Here is a 16,261-nt window from a genome sequence, read left to right as displayed (position 1 = left end):
AGGGCGTTTTTGTATCTGGTCATCGGCGGAGCGTATTTAGTGCTTTCTGTGACGACTAATGAGTGTTAATCATATTTATTTGTGCAAAGAAAAGCTTTCAGCAACAAGAAGAGGTGCGCACATAGTCGGATAAAAAAAGCCAACCCGAAGGCTGGCAATCAAACAGGGAGTTTGAAATGAAAATGAAATCGGGAGATAGGGCAGTTTGTCTAAAGCTCTACAAACTGAGTTGCGCGCTGAAGCCAAGCTTTGTCGTGCTCATCAAGAGATGGGTTGAGTGCTTGGTAGACGCGAGAATGGTATTGATTTAGCCAGTTAATTTCATCATGGCTTAGCAAAGAGACATCAAGCATGTTCGTGGCGATTGGTGCCAGCGTAATGGTCTCGAAGCCATAAAAAATACCGAACTCATTTTGCTCGACTTCAACCACTTTCATGATGTTTTCGATCCGAACACCGTATTCACCTTCACGGTAAACACCGGGTTCATTGGTGATCACCATGCCAGGTTTTAGCTCAACTTCGCGGTGGCTTTGCGAGAAGTTTTGTGGCCCTTCATGGACATTCAAACAAATACCCACACCATGTCCTGTACCGCATTTGTAATCAATACCATGTTGCCACAGCACACCTCGCGCCATGATGTCGAGATTGGCACCCGTAGAGCCTTTCATAAATTGAGTCTGAGTCAGTCGGATGACCGCTTTCAGCGCTAACGTGTAGTCTTTGCGCTGTTTAATGGTCGGTGACCCGAAGTGGAAAGTACGGGTGATGTCTGTTGTGCCGCCAAGGTATTGACCGCCAGAATCTACAAGGAAGAAATTGCTTTCATTGACAACGGCATTGCTTTCTTCATCGGCGGCGTAGTGCATTTTCGCGCCATGTGCGGCGAAGCCCGCAATCGTGCGGAAACTGTCGCTCACATAATGGCGGGTTTGACGGCGATAGCTTTTCAATTGAGCCTCGGCTGACAGCTCAGTAACAAGCCCGCTTGGGACTTGGTCTTCTAACCAGCTCATGAACTTCACGACGGCCACACCATCGTCCGTCAATGACTGTTCGAGATTGGCTAACTCGGTCTGATTTTTGATGGCTTTCATGTCGGTGACGGGGCAAGCCATTGGCTTTAGTGAAAGGTTCTGCTCAATGGAGTTAACCAACAAGCTGTCGGTATAAACCGGGCTAAAAGCAAGCGACAAGCCTTCACATTGCTGATTCAAATACTGGCTGACGTACTCGTAGTGACGAACGCTCACACCTTGCGCAGTCAGCTTCTTCTCTATCTCGGCTGGTAACTTTTGTTTATCGATGAACGCCGTTGCGCGGTCTCGTTCGACGATAAGATAGGACTCTGAAACCGGGCAGTAAAGCGTGTCACCGCCACGAATATTCAGTGTCCACATCACATCGTCAAGGGTTGAAACCAATAAACAGTCCGCATGGTTTTCATTGAGCCATTTACGAATATCTGCGAGTTTTTGTTTGGTTTCTACACCAGAAAACGCAACCGGATGGTCAAAAATTTCTGCGCTCGGTCTGCTCGGGCGGTCAGTCCAAATTGGCGTTATCAGATCGAGGTCGAGAACAATCTCGATGTTCTTTGGCTCAAGCGCTTGTTTAAGCTCTTGGTAAAATGCGTAGCTGATCGAGCGTCCATCCACGGCAATCGCGCTGTTTTCGTCGAGGGTATTCGCAAGCCATTTAGGAATGGTGGGGGTTTCCGGCTGACGCGCTTTGAAAAGGTCTAACCCTGTTCCATGCAATTGTTCTTCTGCTTGAATGTAGTAGCGACCATCTGTCCACAATCCACCGCCTTGTTGAGTTATGACGACATTACCAGCCGAGCCAGTAAAGCCAGAAATCCACGTGCGTCCAGCCCAATGGTCAGCGGAATACTCACTATTGTGGGGATCATTGTTTGTGACGATGTAGGCCGAAACCTTGTAGTTTGCCATTGCGTCGCGTAGCGATGAAAGGCGTTGGTTAACCGAGTTTGTTGTATTCATGAAAACGTCCTAAATCATGTTTGAACAGTAAATATGATGTTGCTCAGTGCCTGTTTTTACAGGGCTTTGCTGCCCACATAGTTCCGTAGCTTCTGGGCATCGGGTTCTAAAAACACAACCGCTTGGTGGGTTGAGCGGAGAGGGGAGGTCTCCGGGCAACAATTGGATGTCGCGGTTGCGTGCAAGTTGCGGATTGGCAATCGGCCCCGCAGAAAGCAATGCTTTTGTGTAGGGATGCTGAGCATCGTCGAACACTTGGTCGTAGCGTCCCACTTCCATTGGTTTGCCAAGGTACATCACCATCACTCGGTCGCTGATATGGCGCACAACGCTTAGGTCATGAGCGATCATCACCAGTGTCAGTCCCATTTCTTGTTTAAGGTCGTCGAGCAAATTAATGACCTGCGCTTGAATCGAGACATCCAATGCGCTGACGGGTTCATCACACACCACCAAGTCCGGATTGAGGATTAAGGCTCGCGCGATGCCAACACGTTGGCACTGACCGCCAGAAAACTCATGCGGATATCGGTTACGTTGGCTTGCCAACAGACCCACTTTGTCCATCATCTCAATGACGCGTTTTTCGACTTCGGCGCGTTTAAGTTGAGGCTGGTGTGTGAGTAACGGCTCTGCGATACATTCTGAAATCGTCAATCTCGGATTGAGGCTCGCCGATGGGTCTTGGAATATCATCTGAAATTCTTGGCGACGACGTGCTAACTTGTTTTTGCTGAAGCCACGCATGTCTTCACCTTTCCAAGTGAGCTTACCGTGCGTGGGTTCAACTAAGCGCAGCAGAGCACGTGCTAAGGTGGATTTTCCGCAGCCTGATTCGCCAACAATGCCGAGCGTTTCGCCTCGATAAACATCCAAATCGATGCCGTTGACGGCTTGTACGATCTTTCTTCGGCTCGGAATGAGGTGTCGCGAAACAGGAAAATGCACTTGCAGGTCGCGAGCGGACAATAACACTTCTTTCTGATTCATAACGTTTCCTTAAGCCGACAGGTGGATGAGTGAAATGCTGCTTTGGGCTTTGACATGGCAGGCGATGGATTGACGACCATTGAGCGGCATAAACTTCGGCGTTTCGGCTTGGCAGCGAGCGAGTCGGTAATCACAGCGATCTCTAAACGGGCAGCCTTGGTGGTTAATCAAGGCGCTCGGTGGATTGCCAGGGATGGTTGGCAAACGAGGCATGTCTTCGGTGATCGACGGAATTGCTCTCAGTAAGCCTTGGGTATAAGGGTGTGCGGGCTGAGCAAAGAGGGTGTCCGTATCCGCTTGTTCCATTTTTTGTCCGCCGTACATCACCAACACGCGGTCACACATTTCGGCAACAACGCCCATGTCGTGCGTGATCAGCAATATCGCGGTATTAAACTCTTTTTGTAACTCACGTAACAGAGTCAAAATTTGGGCTTGTACGGTCACGTCCAATGCGGTGGTTGGCTCATCAGCGACGAGCAGCTCTGGTTTACACAGGAGCGCCATGGCAATCATCACACGTTGGCGCATGCCACCAGACAGCTCGTGCGGGTATTGATTCAGGCGAGTGTCCGGCGATGGGATTCGCACCGCATCTAACATGTGTATTGATTCCGCGATGGCTTGCTTGCGACTCATGCCTTTGTGCACCATCAACACTTCGCTTAGCTGTTTACCTATCTTCATAAATGGATTCAGAGAGGTCATGGGATCTTGGAAGATCATGCCGATTTTCTCTGCGCGAATACGGTTGAGCTGTTTCTTGGACATTGAGAGTAAGTTCTCGCCATGAAATAAGGCTTCACCGGAGACATTACCGTTGTCGGCGGTGAGCCCCATCAGCGCAAATACCGATTGGCTTTTACCAGAGCCTGATTCACCCACAATGCCGAGCGTTTCTCCTGCTTTAATAGAGTAGGAAAGGTTACTGACCGCTTGGACTTGTCCGTCTGGCGTATCGAAGCGCACGTTCATGTTTTCAATAGATAGCATGGAGTTGTCCTTATCGATCTTTTGGGTCAAGAGCGTCGCGTAAGCCATCGCCGATGAAGTTGAAACAGAATAGGGTTGTGACCAAGAATAGGGATGGGAAGAGTAGCATCCACAAGGCAACATCAATGGTTTTTGCGCCTTCGGAAATCAGTATTCCCCAGCTGGTGTCGGGTGGTTGGACGCCTAAGCCTAAAAAGCTCAAGAAGGATTCAAACATGATGAAACCGGGCACCATGAGCGATGAATAGACCATTACAATTCCCAATACGTTTGGCAGCACGTGACGACGAACGATGGTGAACTTTGACACGCCAATGGAATGTGCCGCTTCGATGAACTCGCGCTTTTTAATCCCGAAGGTCACGCCGCGTACCACGCGAGCGATTCCCAACCATGACACCATGCCAATTACGATAAAAATCAGGTAGATGTTGTTGCCAAAGAGGGTGACGAAAAGGATGACCATGAACATAAATGGTACTGAATCCAACACTTCGATGATGCGCATCATCACGCTATCTACGACGCCGCCTAGGTAGCCTGAAATGCTGCCCCAAATCGTTCCGATAACGACGGCGACTAACGCGCCCACGAAGCCAACTAAAATTGAAAGGCGACCGCCTTGCATGGTGCGGGCAAACAGGTCTTGGCCGAGATCGTCGGTACCAAAGTAATGGCCGCTGCTAAGTGATGGCTTCCCTAGTTCGTATGGATCGGCGAGTACGTCCCAATCAATCTCATCGTGTCCAAAGGCCGCAATCGAGGGGCCAAACGTGATGCACAAAGTGATGAATGCGAGCACATAAATCGATGTCATCGCGGCGCGGTTTTTTCGAAAACGAGCCCAGGCGTCTTGCCACAAACTGCGACCTTCCACCGCTTCGATATTGTCTACGACTTGGTCTTGTAAAGATTGAGTATCCAGTTTTTTAATCGATAACATGTTTGACTCCTAAACTCGGATACGTGGGTCGATCACCGTGTACAACAAATCGACCACAAGATTAAAGATGATGGTGAGTGAGGCGACAATTAAGGTGATGCCCATGACTAAGCCGTAGTCGCGATTCAGTGCACCAGAGACAAAGTGCTGGCCCATACCACCAGTGCCGAAAAAGATGTCGATGATGACAGAGCCCGTCACGACAGAGACAAACGCTGGCCCGAGCATGGCGACGACGGGGATCAATGACGGACGCAGGGCATGGTGGAACAATATGTAGGCGGTCGATAATCCCTTCGCTTTTGCGGTGCGAATGTAAGGCTGATTGAGGGTTTCAATCATCGCGCCGCGCATGACACGCGCGATGCTAGCGACTGATCCAATGGCAAGACTTAATACCGGCAAAACAAGAAAAGCTAATTGCCCATCTTCCCAGCCACCTGCGGGGAGCCAACCAAGTTGAATAGCAAAAATGGTGACAAGCACGGGAGCCAAAACAAAAGCAGGAACAACCACGCCCGTCATCGAGAGTGTCATTAATCCGTAGTCCAAACGGCTATTGCGCTTTAATGCGGCAATAGTGCCGAGCAGCATCCCAAGTGGGACTGAGATGCTAAAAGAAAGCACCCCAAGCATTGCCGATACGGGCCAAGATTGGGCGACCAGTTGAGTGACAGAGAAGTCTTGGTAAACAAAGCTTGGGCCTAAATCACCCTGCACAAAGTTTGTAATGTAAATCCAAAACTGAACCAGAAACGGTTCATCAAGGTGGAATTTTGCTTCGATGTTGGCGCGCACGATTTCTGGCATTGGGCGTTCCATATCAAACGGGCCACCCGGCGCGATGTGCATCAACCAGAAAGAAACCAGTGCAATAAACAGTAAGGTTGGAACGGCGATGGCTAGCCGTCTCAGAATGTACCAAATCATGATCCATCATCCTTTGGTAAAACGACGCCACATCCTGCCGCGTCGAATAAAAGGTGAAAAAAATTGGCCTGTGCTCATTACCGAGGAAAGAGAGGTTCGAGAAGGTATGCCATGTATTGGCAATGTCAGTGCTAGTTACCTTATCGACACAGGCCGAAACATGCCTTTAGTGGACTTTCACATAGACATTCTTGCGGTAGTACGAGGACTCGGGGTTAGTGCGCTCGTAGCCACCGACATAAGGCTTGATCAGGTATTGATCGTTGCCGGGACGGTAAACTGGAATGATCGCCATATCATCAATCAACATGCTTTCTGCTTGCAGATACAGCTCAGATGGGTCGCTCATGGTCTTAGATTGTGACATCAACTCATCGTATTTCGGGTTGTGGTAACGTGAATCGTTGTACTCGCCATTTGAGACGAAGATATCTAACCAAGTCGATGCCTCGTTGTAGTCGGCTGTCCAACCGCCGCGCGTAATTTCTGTGGGTTCTTTCAAGGCATAGAAGACTTTAGGTTCCAACTGCTTGATGGTGACTTGTGCGCCTAAACGGCTCTTCCACATGCCCGCCATGGCTGTCGCCATTTTTACATCCATCGAGAAAGTCGGGACGGTAAACGTCAACTTAAGTGGGTTACTTTGGTTGTAGCCTGCCTCTGCTAACAAACGCTTTGCTTCGTCAATTCGTTGGATTTGGTCCCACTTTGAATATTCCGGTGTGTGCGATTGAAACCCATCGGTTTGCGGTGGTACTAGCGTGAACATCGGAATGCCACCATTTCTTAAAATCGAATCAGTCAGTAGATTGCGATCAATGGCGTAGGAGAGGGCTTGGCGAACTCGACGATCTTTGGTCGGTCCTTCTTGCGTATTTAGGTAGTAAAAAGTCGAACTGAGCGAAGCACTTGTATCAGCCACATCTTGAGGCAGTTTGCTTATTAGTTTCCTTTTTTGTGCGGCAGGAATCGACATGACCTGATCAATTTCGCCTGCTAGGTAGCGATTTAGCACGACATTCGCATCACCGATCGGCAGCCAAGTGATTTTATCTAGGACGACGTTGTTTACATCCCAATAGTCCGGGTTTTTCTTCATTACCATCTTCTCGTTTACCTTCCACTCCGAAACGGTAAACGCGCCGTTGGTTACGATGTTTTCTGGTTGTGTCCAGTTACTGCCGTGTTCCTCTACCGTTGTTTGATGAACCGGAGCAAGAACGGGGTGGCTCAGGAGTTTTATGAAGAACGGAATTGGCTGCTCCAAAGTGACTTGGAAGGTTTTTTCATCCAACGCTTTCACTCCCAATGAATCAGGTTTTGCTTCGCCTTTCATAATGGCTTGCGAGTTTAGGATATTCGGTATGGCGGCAAACCAAGCGTAAGGTGATGCCGTGTTAGGGTCGAGTAATCGTTGCCAACTATAGACAAAATCTTGAGCGGTCACTGCGTCGCCGTTTGACCATTTCGCATCGCGCAAGTGGAAGGTGTAAACCGTATTGTTGTCATTCACCGTCCAAGATTCTGCAATCCCAGGAATCGTTTTGCCTTGTTTGTCCTGAATGGTTAAGCCTTCAAACAAGTCTCGACCAAGGTTGAACGCAGGCTCCGCGGCTTGTTTTGCAGGATCGATAGAGGTGACTTCCGCCCCGTTGTTGAGTGTAATTTCTTGCGTCTCTGCAAGCGTCACACCAACCGGATACGGCACTGCGTAGCTCGGTGTAGCCAGTATCGGACTCATTATCGATGCTAGCAAAAGTAGTTTAGGTAATTTCATCCTTGTCTCACTCTATTCATCCTGAAAGGTGTTCAAAATGTATATTGTATAAATTGTCTGCACAATCGAGTTTTAACATGGTTGTAACAAGGTGCTGAAAGTCGGGCTGTTCGGTCTCAAAAAGTGAGCTAGTAGAATTTTTATCGCGGTTGATTGCCAAGTTGGCATTAAGGGAAGAATATTTATGGAGGGCAAAAATAAAAATCCCCTTCGCGCAGGGCGAGAAGGGGATGAAAGTCGGAAGTTAATCTAAATATTTGAGTGAGGCTACTTCACCAAAAAATGCTTAACGAACTCAGAGATTTTTACCATATCGTCAACGGCGATGAACTCTTCAGTGGTGTGCACTTTAGCCATACCCGTAGATAGGTTAACGGTTGTCAGACCTTTCTTGTTGAAGTTGTTCGCATCGCTGCCGCCGCCAGTGCCTTTCGTGAACGCTTCGATACCCATATCTGCAAACGCCGCTTTGATTGCGGTTACGTGCGCGTTGTCTTCTTCGATAACAAAGGCGTCGTACGCGCGGCTAGATTCGATTTCGACTTCTGCGCCATGTTTTTCGCATACCGACTCAAATGTTGAAATCATGTGGTTGACTTGGGCTTCTAGTTTCTCTCCATTTAGAGAGCGAGCTTCAGCAACGATTTTAAGCTCTGGCATCACAATGTTGGTTGCCTGACCACCGTTGACCATGCCGATGTTCGCTGTGGTTTCTTCGTCGATGCGAAGCAGTTTCATTTGGTTGATTGCGTCTGCCGCAACCATGATCGCACTGATGCCTTCTTCCGGTGCAAGACCTGCATGTGCAGGGCGGCCTTTGATGGTTGCGACGATCTTTTGTTGGCCCGGAGCAGCCGTTACGATAGTTCCAATTGGGCCACCTGTGTCCAGTACGATCGCTTCTGTTGAGGTTACGTGAGACATATCGAAGTATTCAGAACCGAACAGGCCACCTTCTTCATGTACAGTGAACGCCAATTCGAGCGTTTTGTGTTCTAGATTTTCAGCTTGGATGCAGCGCACTGCTTCCATGATGGCAGCGATGCCAGATTTGTCGTCACCGCCAAGAATGGTGTTGCCTTTCGAGCGGATGATACCGTCTTCGATGATTGGTTCGATACCAATGCCCGGCGTTACCGTATCCATGTGACAGCTCATTAGGATTGAGCCTTCTTTTTTCCCTTCTAAACGTGCGTACACGTTGAAGCCATTAGAAATGTGTTCTGGTACAGGAAGTTTGTGAACAGTAAAACCTAACTCGCCCAGTTGCTCAGCCAGCGTTTCTGCAATTTGTTTTTCATTCATAGATTCGCTGTCGATACGAACCAGTTGGCAGAAATGTTCAACTAGACGTTCTTGATTAATTTGTGTCATTTGGGTGTCTCTTTCTTTTGGGGTCGAGGGCGATACCGAGAAACGATGTGAATTCGAAATCAATGGCACGGACTCGAAAGGGAACAGAATCTCTCTTATTGCACAGCTTTATGTAGGTGAAGCTGCGTTGAATCAAAGAAAATCACTGCCTGACACGATTCTGACCGAGGATAATGCCAGAAGTGACGACGCAATCACGAAAGTGGTTTAGCAAGTGACAATTTGGTAATTGAGAGCGGAGACAGTAATGCACTATGGCTCGAAGCAAATATGTAACTAATGAAAGCAGTCAATAATTGCTGCAAGGTGCACTGTAAATAAGTGGGGTGTATTTGAAGCAAAATCACATTTGTGGATTAATGACGTCTCTGTTTACTCATATCCTCGCACTGCCAACTGGATAGGCCAAGTTCAATAAGAGCTTGGCCGCTTTTTACGTGCGCTTTGTTGTTTTGAAACTCTCGCTTGTTTCACTCTCTCCAACCTCTCTTTAAATGAAACCAAAGACTTATCTAAAGTCGCTAGGTGCCAATAAAAATCACCATGGTAACAAGTTGTTTACATTCGGTGGTGTGGCGTAAATCGAAAAATATCAACCTAATTTATTGAAATTTAATTGGATTTGTGGTTGTTTTTAACCGAATGTATTGATGATTTTGTGGTGTAACATTAATTTTACATTTCTCCGTAAGACCCATAGAAATAGAGATTTCGGCTGATGTATTCCAATTTCTCTCTACCTGCGCCAAGTTAGAAAAATCAGTTCAAACAGCTCAGTGAGGCTGTAAACAAATTAGTGACGCAAGGAGAAAGTCATGGTGGACACATACAACCCATTAGGTACAGACGGATTTGAGTTTGTTGAATACACAGCTGCTGACAGCAAAGGCATTGAACAACTAAAAGCGTTATTTACATCGCTAGGCTTTGCTGAAATAGCCAAACATCGTTCGAAAGAAGCATGGTTGTATCGACAAGGTGACATCAGCTTTATCGTGAACGCCCAGCCTCATAGCCAGGCGGAGGAGTTTGCTAAAGTTCACGGCCCATCTGTATGTGGTATGGCGTTTCGTGTGAAAGACGCGACGGTTGCGCTTGAACATGCTATTCAAAACGGCGGCACAGAGTACAAAACTGAAATTGGTCCGATGGAACTGAGTATCCCTGCCATTTACGGTATTGGTGAAAGCTTGCTTTATTTCGTTGATCGTTATGGCAAGCAGAGCATCTACGACGTCGATTTCCGTTTTTATGACGATGCAGACGATCGCTTAGCAAAATCAGACGTTGGCTTGTACGAGATAGACCATCTCACGCACAACGTTAAGCAAGGTAATATGGATGTATGGTCTGGTTTTTATGAGCGCATCGGGAACTTTCGAGAAATTCGATACTTCGATATCGAAGGTAAACTGACCGGCCTTGTCAGCCGCGCAATGACGGCGCCGTGTGGCAAAATCCGCATTCCAATCAATGAATCCTCGGATGACAAATCGCAGATTGAAGAGTTTATCCGCGAATACAACGGGGAAGGTATTCAGCATATCGCTCTGACAACGGATGACATCTATCAAACGGTGCAAACGTTACGTGACCGCGGTATGGACTTTATGCCAACTCCAGACACCTACTACGAGAAAGTCGATGAGCGCGTTGAAGGCCATACTGAGGATGTCAGCAAACTTCGTGATTTGCAGATCTTGATTGATGGCGCGCCAATGAAAGACGGAATCTTGCTGCAAATCTTTACTCAGACTGTTATTGGCCCTGTGTTCTTTGAAATCATTCAGCGCAAAGGCAATGAAGGCTTTGGTGAAGGTAACTTCAAAGCGCTATTTGAATCGATTGAAGAAGATCAAATTCGCCGAGGAGTACTAAGCGATGCATAAATGGATCACATTTCCGCATCGGGAGGGAGTGTGCTCTAAACAAGCACATGCGGATTTCCCGGATGAGGCAATTTATGAACGTGAAGCTGGCCGAAGTGGGTTTTTCGGCCCTGCGGCACATTTTCATCATCAACATGCGCCAACCGGTTGGTGTGAGTGGGAAGGTGACTTACGCCCACGCGCTTTTGACTTCACCTTAGTGGATAAAGCCAGTCAAATCTCTCCTTGGTCAGTACCGCACCTATTGCACAACGCTAACTGTAAAATACGTGTATGGCGCATGGATGAAAAGATGGATTTCTTGGTAAGAAATGCCGATGGCGACGAGCTGCTGTTCATCCACCAAGGCACGGCAGATCTTTACTGTGACTATGGTCATCTGAAAGTGAGCGAAGGGGATTACGTCATGATCCCGCGCTCAACGAGTTGGCGTTTAGAACCGAGTGAACCCATGTTCATTCTCATGATTGAAAACACCGATGCAGCGTACTCCTTACCTGAAAAGGGCATGGTAGGGAATCACGCGGTATTTGACCCTGCGGTGTTGGAAGTTCCGTCTATCAATGATGAGTTTCGTGCGCAATATTCTGAAAACCGCACTGAGGTTCAGGTTAAACGCCACGATAAAGTCAGCGTGATTACCTATCCGTTTAATCCTTTAGACGCGATTGGTTGGCATGGCGACTTAGCAGTAGTGAAAGTGAATTGGCGTGATATACGTCCACTTATGTCACATCGCTACCACTTACCACCGTCGGCGCATACTACATTTGTAGGAGCGGGATTTGTAGTGTGTACGTTTGTTCCTCGTCCAATTGAGAGCGACCCTGGTGCACTTAAAGTACCGTTCTACCATAACAATGATGACTATGACGAAGTGTTGTTCTACCACGCAGGTGACTTCTTTAGTCGCGATAACATTGAAGCGGGTATGGTAACGTTTCATCCGGCAGGCTTTACTCATGGCCCACATCCTAAAGCGTTTAAAGCGGGTCGAGAATATAAGAAGAAGTTTACGGATGAGGTCGCAGTCATGATCGATACCCGTCATGCACTCCAGTTCTCGGATGAACTGGATAAAGTAGAAAACAAAGAATACGTCTATAGCTGGCAAGAGAAGTAAGGGGCAAGGATGAAATTAGCAACCAAGAAAAATGGCACTCGAGACGGTCTGTTGATGGTCGTGAGCAAAGACTTAACGCGCTGCGTGCCCGCAACAGAAGTTTTCCACCCGAGAAATCTAGCACCGACCATGCAAGTCGCGCTCGATAATTGGGAAGCTGTTGCACCACAGTTGGAAGAAATTTACATCGCGCTGAACAATGGCACGGTCACTGGGTTTGAAGAGTTTGAGGCGCATTACTGTGAGTCTCCGTTACCTCGAGCTTATCAGTGGGCGGATGGCAGTGCTTATGTCAACCATGTCGAGTTAGTTCGCAAAGCCCGTGGTGCACAAATGCCAGAGAGTTTTTGGACTGATCCTCTGATGTATCAAGGTGGTTCAGATGCGTTTATTGGCCCTTGCGACAATATTGAGTTTGCCAGCGACGAATGGGGTATCGATTTTGAAGGCGAAGTTGCCGTTGTAACTGGCGATGTTCCGATGGGCGCAAGTATTGCTGAGGCGCAAGAGTCTATTCGTCTCATTATGTTGGTGAACGACGTCTCGCTGCGTGGTTTGATTCCTGCGGAGCTCGCAAAAGGGTTTGGTTTCTTCCAATCTAAACCGTCTTCAGCGTTTTCTCCTGTAGCGGTTACCCCTGATGAATTGGGCGATGCATGGTATGAAAACAAAGTTCATTTACCATTGGTTTCCACCTACAACCACAAGCCGTTTGGTCGCCCTAATGCTGGCGTTGATATGACTTTTGACTTTGCAGACTTAATCGTTCATGCCACAAAAACGCGCCCACTATCGGCTGGCGCAATCATCGGTTCTGGCACGGTGTCCAACAAGCAAGGCACTGACCATGGCACTTCGATTGAGGAAGGTGGCGTTGGTTATTCATGTATCGCTGAAGTCCGTATGATCGAAACCATTCGTGATGGCAAGCCAACGACAAACTTTATGTCGTTTGGTGATTCGATCAAACTTGAGATGTTTGATGTTGAAGGTAATACTATTTTTGGTGCTATTGATCAGCAAGTTAGTCAATACTTGAAACATTAAACAGCAAAATAGGGACAAGCCATGGGCGATGACATCATTCTTTATGGATATTGGCGATCTTCGGCGGCATATCGAGTGCGTATATGTTTGAATTTAAAGCAACTGGCGTATGATTCAGTGTCTGTTCACTTAGTTCGCAATGGCGGTGAACAGCACAATGAGCAATACCACGATCTTAACGCCTCAGAGCTGGTACCTGTGCTGGTGGATGGCGACTTACGCTTAAACCAGTCGCTCGCGATCATTCAATATCTTGAAGAAAACTACCCAGATGTATCGGTCATTCCTGAACAAACGCCATTACGTTATCAAGCGTTGGCGATGGCGCAGGACATCGCCATGGAAATTCATCCTTTAAACAATCTGCGTGTCTTGCAGTACCTGGAAGGAACATTAGGTTGTGAACAAGCGCAGAAAGAGGAGTGGATTCATCACTGGATCAAACAAGGCTTTGCTGCGTTAGAAGAGAAACTGGCCAAATATCGAGAAGAGCATGGAAACTGTAAATACAGTGTGACTGACTCACCATGCATCGTTGATATTTGCCTTGTGCCTCAAGTCTACAACGCGCAACGTTTTGGAGTGGATATGTCGCCTTATCCGGTTATCAACGCAATTGTAGATGCTTGCAACCAGCTGCCAACTTTCATTGATGCCATGCCAGACAATCAACCAGATGCTAACACTTAATGATTGTTAATCAGGCACAACGTACAAGAGCCAATCCCTAGAAAGATTGGCTTGTTTCTGCTTATCCTCCGCGAACTTTTCTTCATGGCTTATGTCATCGCACCTCAAAATTGATAGGTTTTGTTGCTCTGTATAGCATTTCCATTTACGCTTTGAGCAACTAGTTGTTTTGGGCGCACTTTATCTATGACCAACATCTTTATCATTGTTGTTCTTCTGGTTGTATTCTTCTTTATTATTCAAAAGTACGTGATTAAGCACGATGACACGCGTGACTATCCATATCGTGCGAAAGGCCCGTTACTAAGAGGGCAAGAAGGTGCTTTTTTCAATGCGCTAAGAGCTGCAGTTGGAGAGCATGCTGTCGTGTTTGCCAAGGTGAACATGTCTACTTTGGTTGCTCCGAAAGACATCAAGAATAAAAAGCAGTTTTTCGTGGCCAATAATCGCATCTCGCGCAGTTATTTCGACTACGTAATTTGTGATCCCAGAACGTTAGAACCGCGCGTGATTATCGAGTTTGATAACGGGCAGCAATTGAATAAAGGCAAGGTGGAGCGTCAGAAGTTGCTGATGCACGTATGTAAATCTGCCAACTTGCCTCTGATCGGGACTTCAGTAAAACACAGTTATCAAGTGGGGCGTTTACGCCGTTTGTTGGCAGCGCATATTGATTTGATCGAGCCTGAGAAAGAAGTGCGTTTTTGTAAGAAATGCGGCAGCCCTATGATCATCAAAACTGCCAGCCAAGGTGAATTTAAAGGACGACGATTTTTCACCTGTAGTCGTCAACCTAATTGTACTTACACTGAAAACTACAATGTGGTGTTTGAGTCTGACGACTAATACAACCAATCAAACGATAAACCTAAAGGCTTTGATTTGTGTAGATCAAAGCCTTTTTTGTATCGCCCAATACGCCAAGACCTATACTTTGAGAAAGAAAGCGGAATAGGGAAGTCGTATGCGATATGGATGGATATTTGTACTGTTGCTGCTAGCTCCACACGTGCAAGGAATGCAGAGCTTAAAGCCGCTGGAGTGCAAACTGACGGAGACGCCACAAGACCACTTTTTGTTTTATCGTGAACAGATGGTTTATCACAGCGAGCAGTTTGTGATTTTCCAAAACTTTAAAGGCAGAGTAAGTACTCAAGTCGATGTCAAAACGGGTAAACTGATCCGCACTACCTACATTGGTGAGCCATTTGAGCCTAAATATCAAATTCTGTTTGGTTTTTGCCCTGATATTTCCCAGACATTACAAATTTGGATGTTAAGTGAAGTGCCTTACGACAATTGAACAAAATCGTAAAAGTTATATAGATCACACTTTTATCCCCAATAGACGAAGGGCTTGCCGATAAAATCATCTGAAAACGGGTGTTGAGTTTACATTTTCACCAAACGATTCAAAGTTGATGAATTTATGCTTGCACCCCTGATCGGATATAGCTAATATCCTTCTCGTTCCAGAGATATGCGTCCGTAGCTCAGCTGGTTAGAGTATCGCCTTGACATGGCGGGGGTCGGTGGTTCGAGTCCACTCGGACGCACCATTCTGAATTGAATGGTCAGGAATAAAAAATTTGGGTCCGTAGCTCAGTTGGTTAGAGTACTACCTTGACATGGTAGGGGTCGGCGATTCGAGTTCGCCCGGACCCACCAAATTTTAGAAGAAGCCCACCTTTCTGGTGGGCTTTTTTGTGTCTGTAACTTATTGATATTCAAGTGAAACTCCTTCTTTTGTCCTTTTTTCTCCCCTTGTTATTACTCTGCGTTAGTACTGAGTAAAGTTCGAGGGGGTGGTAAAAGGGTGGTAAAATACAGTAGTTTGTACAGCGCTTGAAATGGGCTATATTGCGACGCTTATGGCTGGTACTTCATGCCATTCTACGTCGTGAGTATCAGTGTAAATCTGAGTGGTTCTATCACTGGCATGTGCCATGCGTTGGCGAGGATTTACACCCATTTCATCGATGAGTTTTGCCGATAGTCTCCGGATTTCATGGAAAGTAGGGCGCTTAGCTTTTTCTACGTTAGAGTACAAACCGAGTTCGTCGCGTACTTTGGAAAATGTTTCGCTGATCATGCGACTGGTTACTTGGTAACGGTGGTCACACTGCTTAGCGATATTATTGTTTCTTGCAGGTCTACGATGCACTACGTAAGGGCAATGATCCGCACCACCAGTTTTGGACACCGAGTTAAGTGAGTACAATCACTAACGAGGTGAATCATGACAAACAAGAAGAAACGTATTATCCATTCTCCTGAATTTAAAGCCGAAACTCTGAAGCTAGCAGAGAAAGTGGGAGTCGCTGCGGCAGCAAGACAGCTCTCCTTACATGAATCTCAGATCTACGCTTGGCGCAAGACTGTAAAGAAAAACACTACAACCAGTCAGCGAGAACAAGAGCTAGCTGCTGAAGTAGCCAAACTCAAAAGACAGTTGGCAGAACAAGCAGAAGAGCTAGATATCGTAAAAAAGGCCGCCAC

Annotated in this window: 15 protein-coding genes and 2 tRNA genes; 9 read left to right on the top strand and 8 right to left on the bottom strand. The window is 47.0% G+C overall.

Annotated elements, in window-relative coordinates; translation table 11 throughout:
* Positions 1-209 precede the first annotated feature (209 nt).
* The 7 genes from UF05_RS14580 to UF05_RS14550 form a co-directional block, all read right to left on the bottom strand.
* Complete coding sequence (locus UF05_RS14580; protein ID WP_045545104.1) at positions 210-2,006, bottom strand: aminopeptidase P family protein; 1,797 nt, start codon at positions 2,004-2,006, stop codon at positions 210-212.
* Positions 2,007-2,015: 9 nt separating this feature from the next.
* Positions 2,016-2,996 carry an ABC transporter ATP-binding protein gene (locus UF05_RS14575; protein ID WP_045545105.1) on the bottom strand — a complete coding sequence of 327 codons (981 nt, stop codon included), beginning with the start codon at positions 2,994-2,996 and terminating at the stop codon, positions 2,016-2,018.
* A 9-nt stretch (positions 2,997-3,005) separates the two neighbouring features.
* Positions 3,006-3,989: an ABC transporter ATP-binding protein gene (locus tag UF05_RS14570; protein ID WP_045545106.1), complete on the bottom strand. Its 984-nt coding sequence runs from the start codon at positions 3,987-3,989 to the stop codon at positions 3,006-3,008.
* 10 nt (positions 3,990-3,999) lie between these two features.
* Entirely contained in the window at positions 4,000-4,932 is a 933-nt protein-coding gene (locus tag UF05_RS14565; protein ID WP_025537636.1) for an ABC transporter permease subunit, read from the bottom strand.
* Between the two features lie 9 nt (positions 4,933-4,941).
* A complete protein-coding gene (oppB, locus tag UF05_RS14560) occupies positions 4,942-5,862 on the bottom strand; it encodes an oligopeptide ABC transporter permease OppB (protein ID WP_045545107.1) in 921 nt (306 codons plus the stop codon).
* 166 nt (positions 5,863-6,028) lie between these two features.
* Positions 6,029-7,639, bottom strand: coding sequence for a peptide ABC transporter substrate-binding protein (locus UF05_RS14555; protein WP_045545108.1), 1,611 nt, complete (start codon positions 7,637-7,639; stop codon positions 6,029-6,031).
* Between the two features lie 267 nt (positions 7,640-7,906).
* Positions 7,907-9,013: a M20/M25/M40 family metallo-hydrolase gene (locus UF05_RS14550; protein WP_025516695.1), complete on the bottom strand. Its 1,107-nt coding sequence runs from the start codon at positions 9,011-9,013 to the stop codon at positions 7,907-7,909.
* Between the two features lie 815 nt (positions 9,014-9,828).
* Between UF05_RS14550 and hppD the strand changes: the two genes are divergently transcribed.
* The 8 genes from hppD (at position 9,829) to UF05_RS14505 (ending at position 15,430) form a co-directional block, all read left to right on the top strand.
* On the top strand, positions 9,829-10,902 hold the full coding sequence (hppD, locus tag UF05_RS14540) for a 4-hydroxyphenylpyruvate dioxygenase (RefSeq protein WP_017448597.1): 1,074 nt from the start codon (positions 9,829-9,831) through the stop codon (positions 10,900-10,902).
* Positions 10,895-12,025: a homogentisate 1,2-dioxygenase gene (locus UF05_RS14535; protein WP_025558189.1), complete on the top strand. Its 1,131-nt coding sequence runs from the start codon at positions 10,895-10,897 to the stop codon at positions 12,023-12,025. The genes hppD and UF05_RS14535 overlap by 8 nt, the downstream gene beginning before the upstream one ends.
* A gap of 9 nt (positions 12,026-12,034) precedes the next feature.
* Positions 12,035-13,072, top strand: coding sequence for a fumarylacetoacetate hydrolase family protein (locus UF05_RS14530; RefSeq protein ID WP_020840518.1), 1,038 nt, complete (start codon positions 12,035-12,037; stop codon positions 13,070-13,072).
* 21 nt (positions 13,073-13,093) lie between these two features.
* Entirely contained in the window at positions 13,094-13,762 is a 669-nt protein-coding gene (gene maiA / locus UF05_RS14525) for a maleylacetoacetate isomerase (protein WP_005454866.1), read from the top strand.
* Positions 13,763-13,948: 186 nt separating this feature from the next.
* Positions 13,949-14,608: a DUF2726 domain-containing protein gene (locus UF05_RS14520; RefSeq protein ID WP_025516687.1), complete on the top strand. Its 660-nt coding sequence runs from the start codon at positions 13,949-13,951 to the stop codon at positions 14,606-14,608.
* Positions 14,609-14,726: 118 nt separating this feature from the next.
* Entirely contained in the window at positions 14,727-15,065 is a 339-nt protein-coding gene (locus UF05_RS14515) for a hypothetical protein (protein WP_021486447.1), read from the top strand.
* A 179-nt stretch (positions 15,066-15,244) separates the two neighbouring features.
* Positions 15,245-15,321: transfer RNA gene (locus UF05_RS14510), tRNA-Val, on the top strand.
* A gap of 32 nt (positions 15,322-15,353) precedes the next feature.
* Positions 15,354-15,430 (top strand) — tRNA-Val (locus tag UF05_RS14505).
* 187 nt (positions 15,431-15,617) lie between these two features.
* Here the strand turns inward: UF05_RS14505 and UF05_RS14500 are convergent.
* Positions 15,618-15,983, bottom strand: a complete 366-nt coding sequence (locus tag UF05_RS14500; protein WP_231583817.1) for a tyrosine-type recombinase/integrase — start codon at positions 15,981-15,983, stop codon at positions 15,618-15,620.
* 18 nt (positions 15,984-16,001) lie between these two features.
* Between UF05_RS14500 and UF05_RS14495 the strand changes: the two genes are divergently transcribed.
* The coding region (locus tag UF05_RS14495; RefSeq protein ID WP_048852542.1) for a transposase at positions 16,002-16,261 on the top strand (260 nt) is incomplete at its 3' end.

The sequence above is a fragment of the Vibrio sp. S457-15 genome (genome assembly GCF_000960545.1).
GTDB lineage: Bacteria > Pseudomonadota > Gammaproteobacteria > Enterobacterales > Vibrionaceae > Vibrio > Vibrio parahaemolyticus.
Note: the sequence above shows the minus strand (reverse complement) of the source record. Positions and strands in the feature narration are given on the sequence as shown.

Coding starts and splice junctions, on each gene's coding strand:
- maiA (WP_005454866.1), top strand. CDS start 13,094: ATGGGCGATGACATCATTCTTTATGGATATTGGCGATCTTCGGCGGCA.
- oppB (WP_045545107.1), bottom strand. CDS start 5,862: ATGATTTGGTACATTCTGAGACGGCTAGCCATCGCCGTTCCAACCTTA.
- UF05_RS14570 (WP_045545106.1), bottom strand. CDS start 3,989: ATGCTATCTATTGAAAACATGAACGTGCGCTTCGATACGCCAGACGGA.
- UF05_RS14515 (WP_021486447.1), top strand. CDS start 14,727: ATGCGATATGGATGGATATTTGTACTGTTGCTGCTAGCTCCACACGTG.
- UF05_RS14530 (WP_020840518.1), top strand. CDS start 12,035: ATGAAATTAGCAACCAAGAAAAATGGCACTCGAGACGGTCTGTTGATG.
- UF05_RS14535 (WP_025558189.1), top strand. CDS start 10,895: ATGCATAAATGGATCACATTTCCGCATCGGGAGGGAGTGTGCTCTAAA.
- hppD (WP_017448597.1), top strand. CDS start 9,829: ATGGTGGACACATACAACCCATTAGGTACAGACGGATTTGAGTTTGTT.
- UF05_RS14555 (WP_045545108.1), bottom strand. CDS start 7,639: ATGAAATTACCTAAACTACTTTTGCTAGCATCGATAATGAGTCCGATA.
- UF05_RS14550 (WP_025516695.1), bottom strand. CDS start 9,013: ATGACACAAATTAATCAAGAACGTCTAGTTGAACATTTCTGCCAACTG.
- UF05_RS14580 (WP_045545104.1), bottom strand. CDS start 2,006: ATGAATACAACAAACTCGGTTAACCAACGCCTTTCATCGCTACGCGAC.
- UF05_RS14575 (WP_045545105.1), bottom strand. CDS start 2,996: ATGAATCAGAAAGAAGTGTTATTGTCCGCTCGCGACCTGCAAGTGCAT.
- UF05_RS14520 (WP_025516687.1), top strand. CDS start 13,949: ATGACCAACATCTTTATCATTGTTGTTCTTCTGGTTGTATTCTTCTTT.
- UF05_RS14565 (WP_025537636.1), bottom strand. CDS start 4,932: ATGTTATCGATTAAAAAACTGGATACTCAATCTTTACAAGACCAAGTC.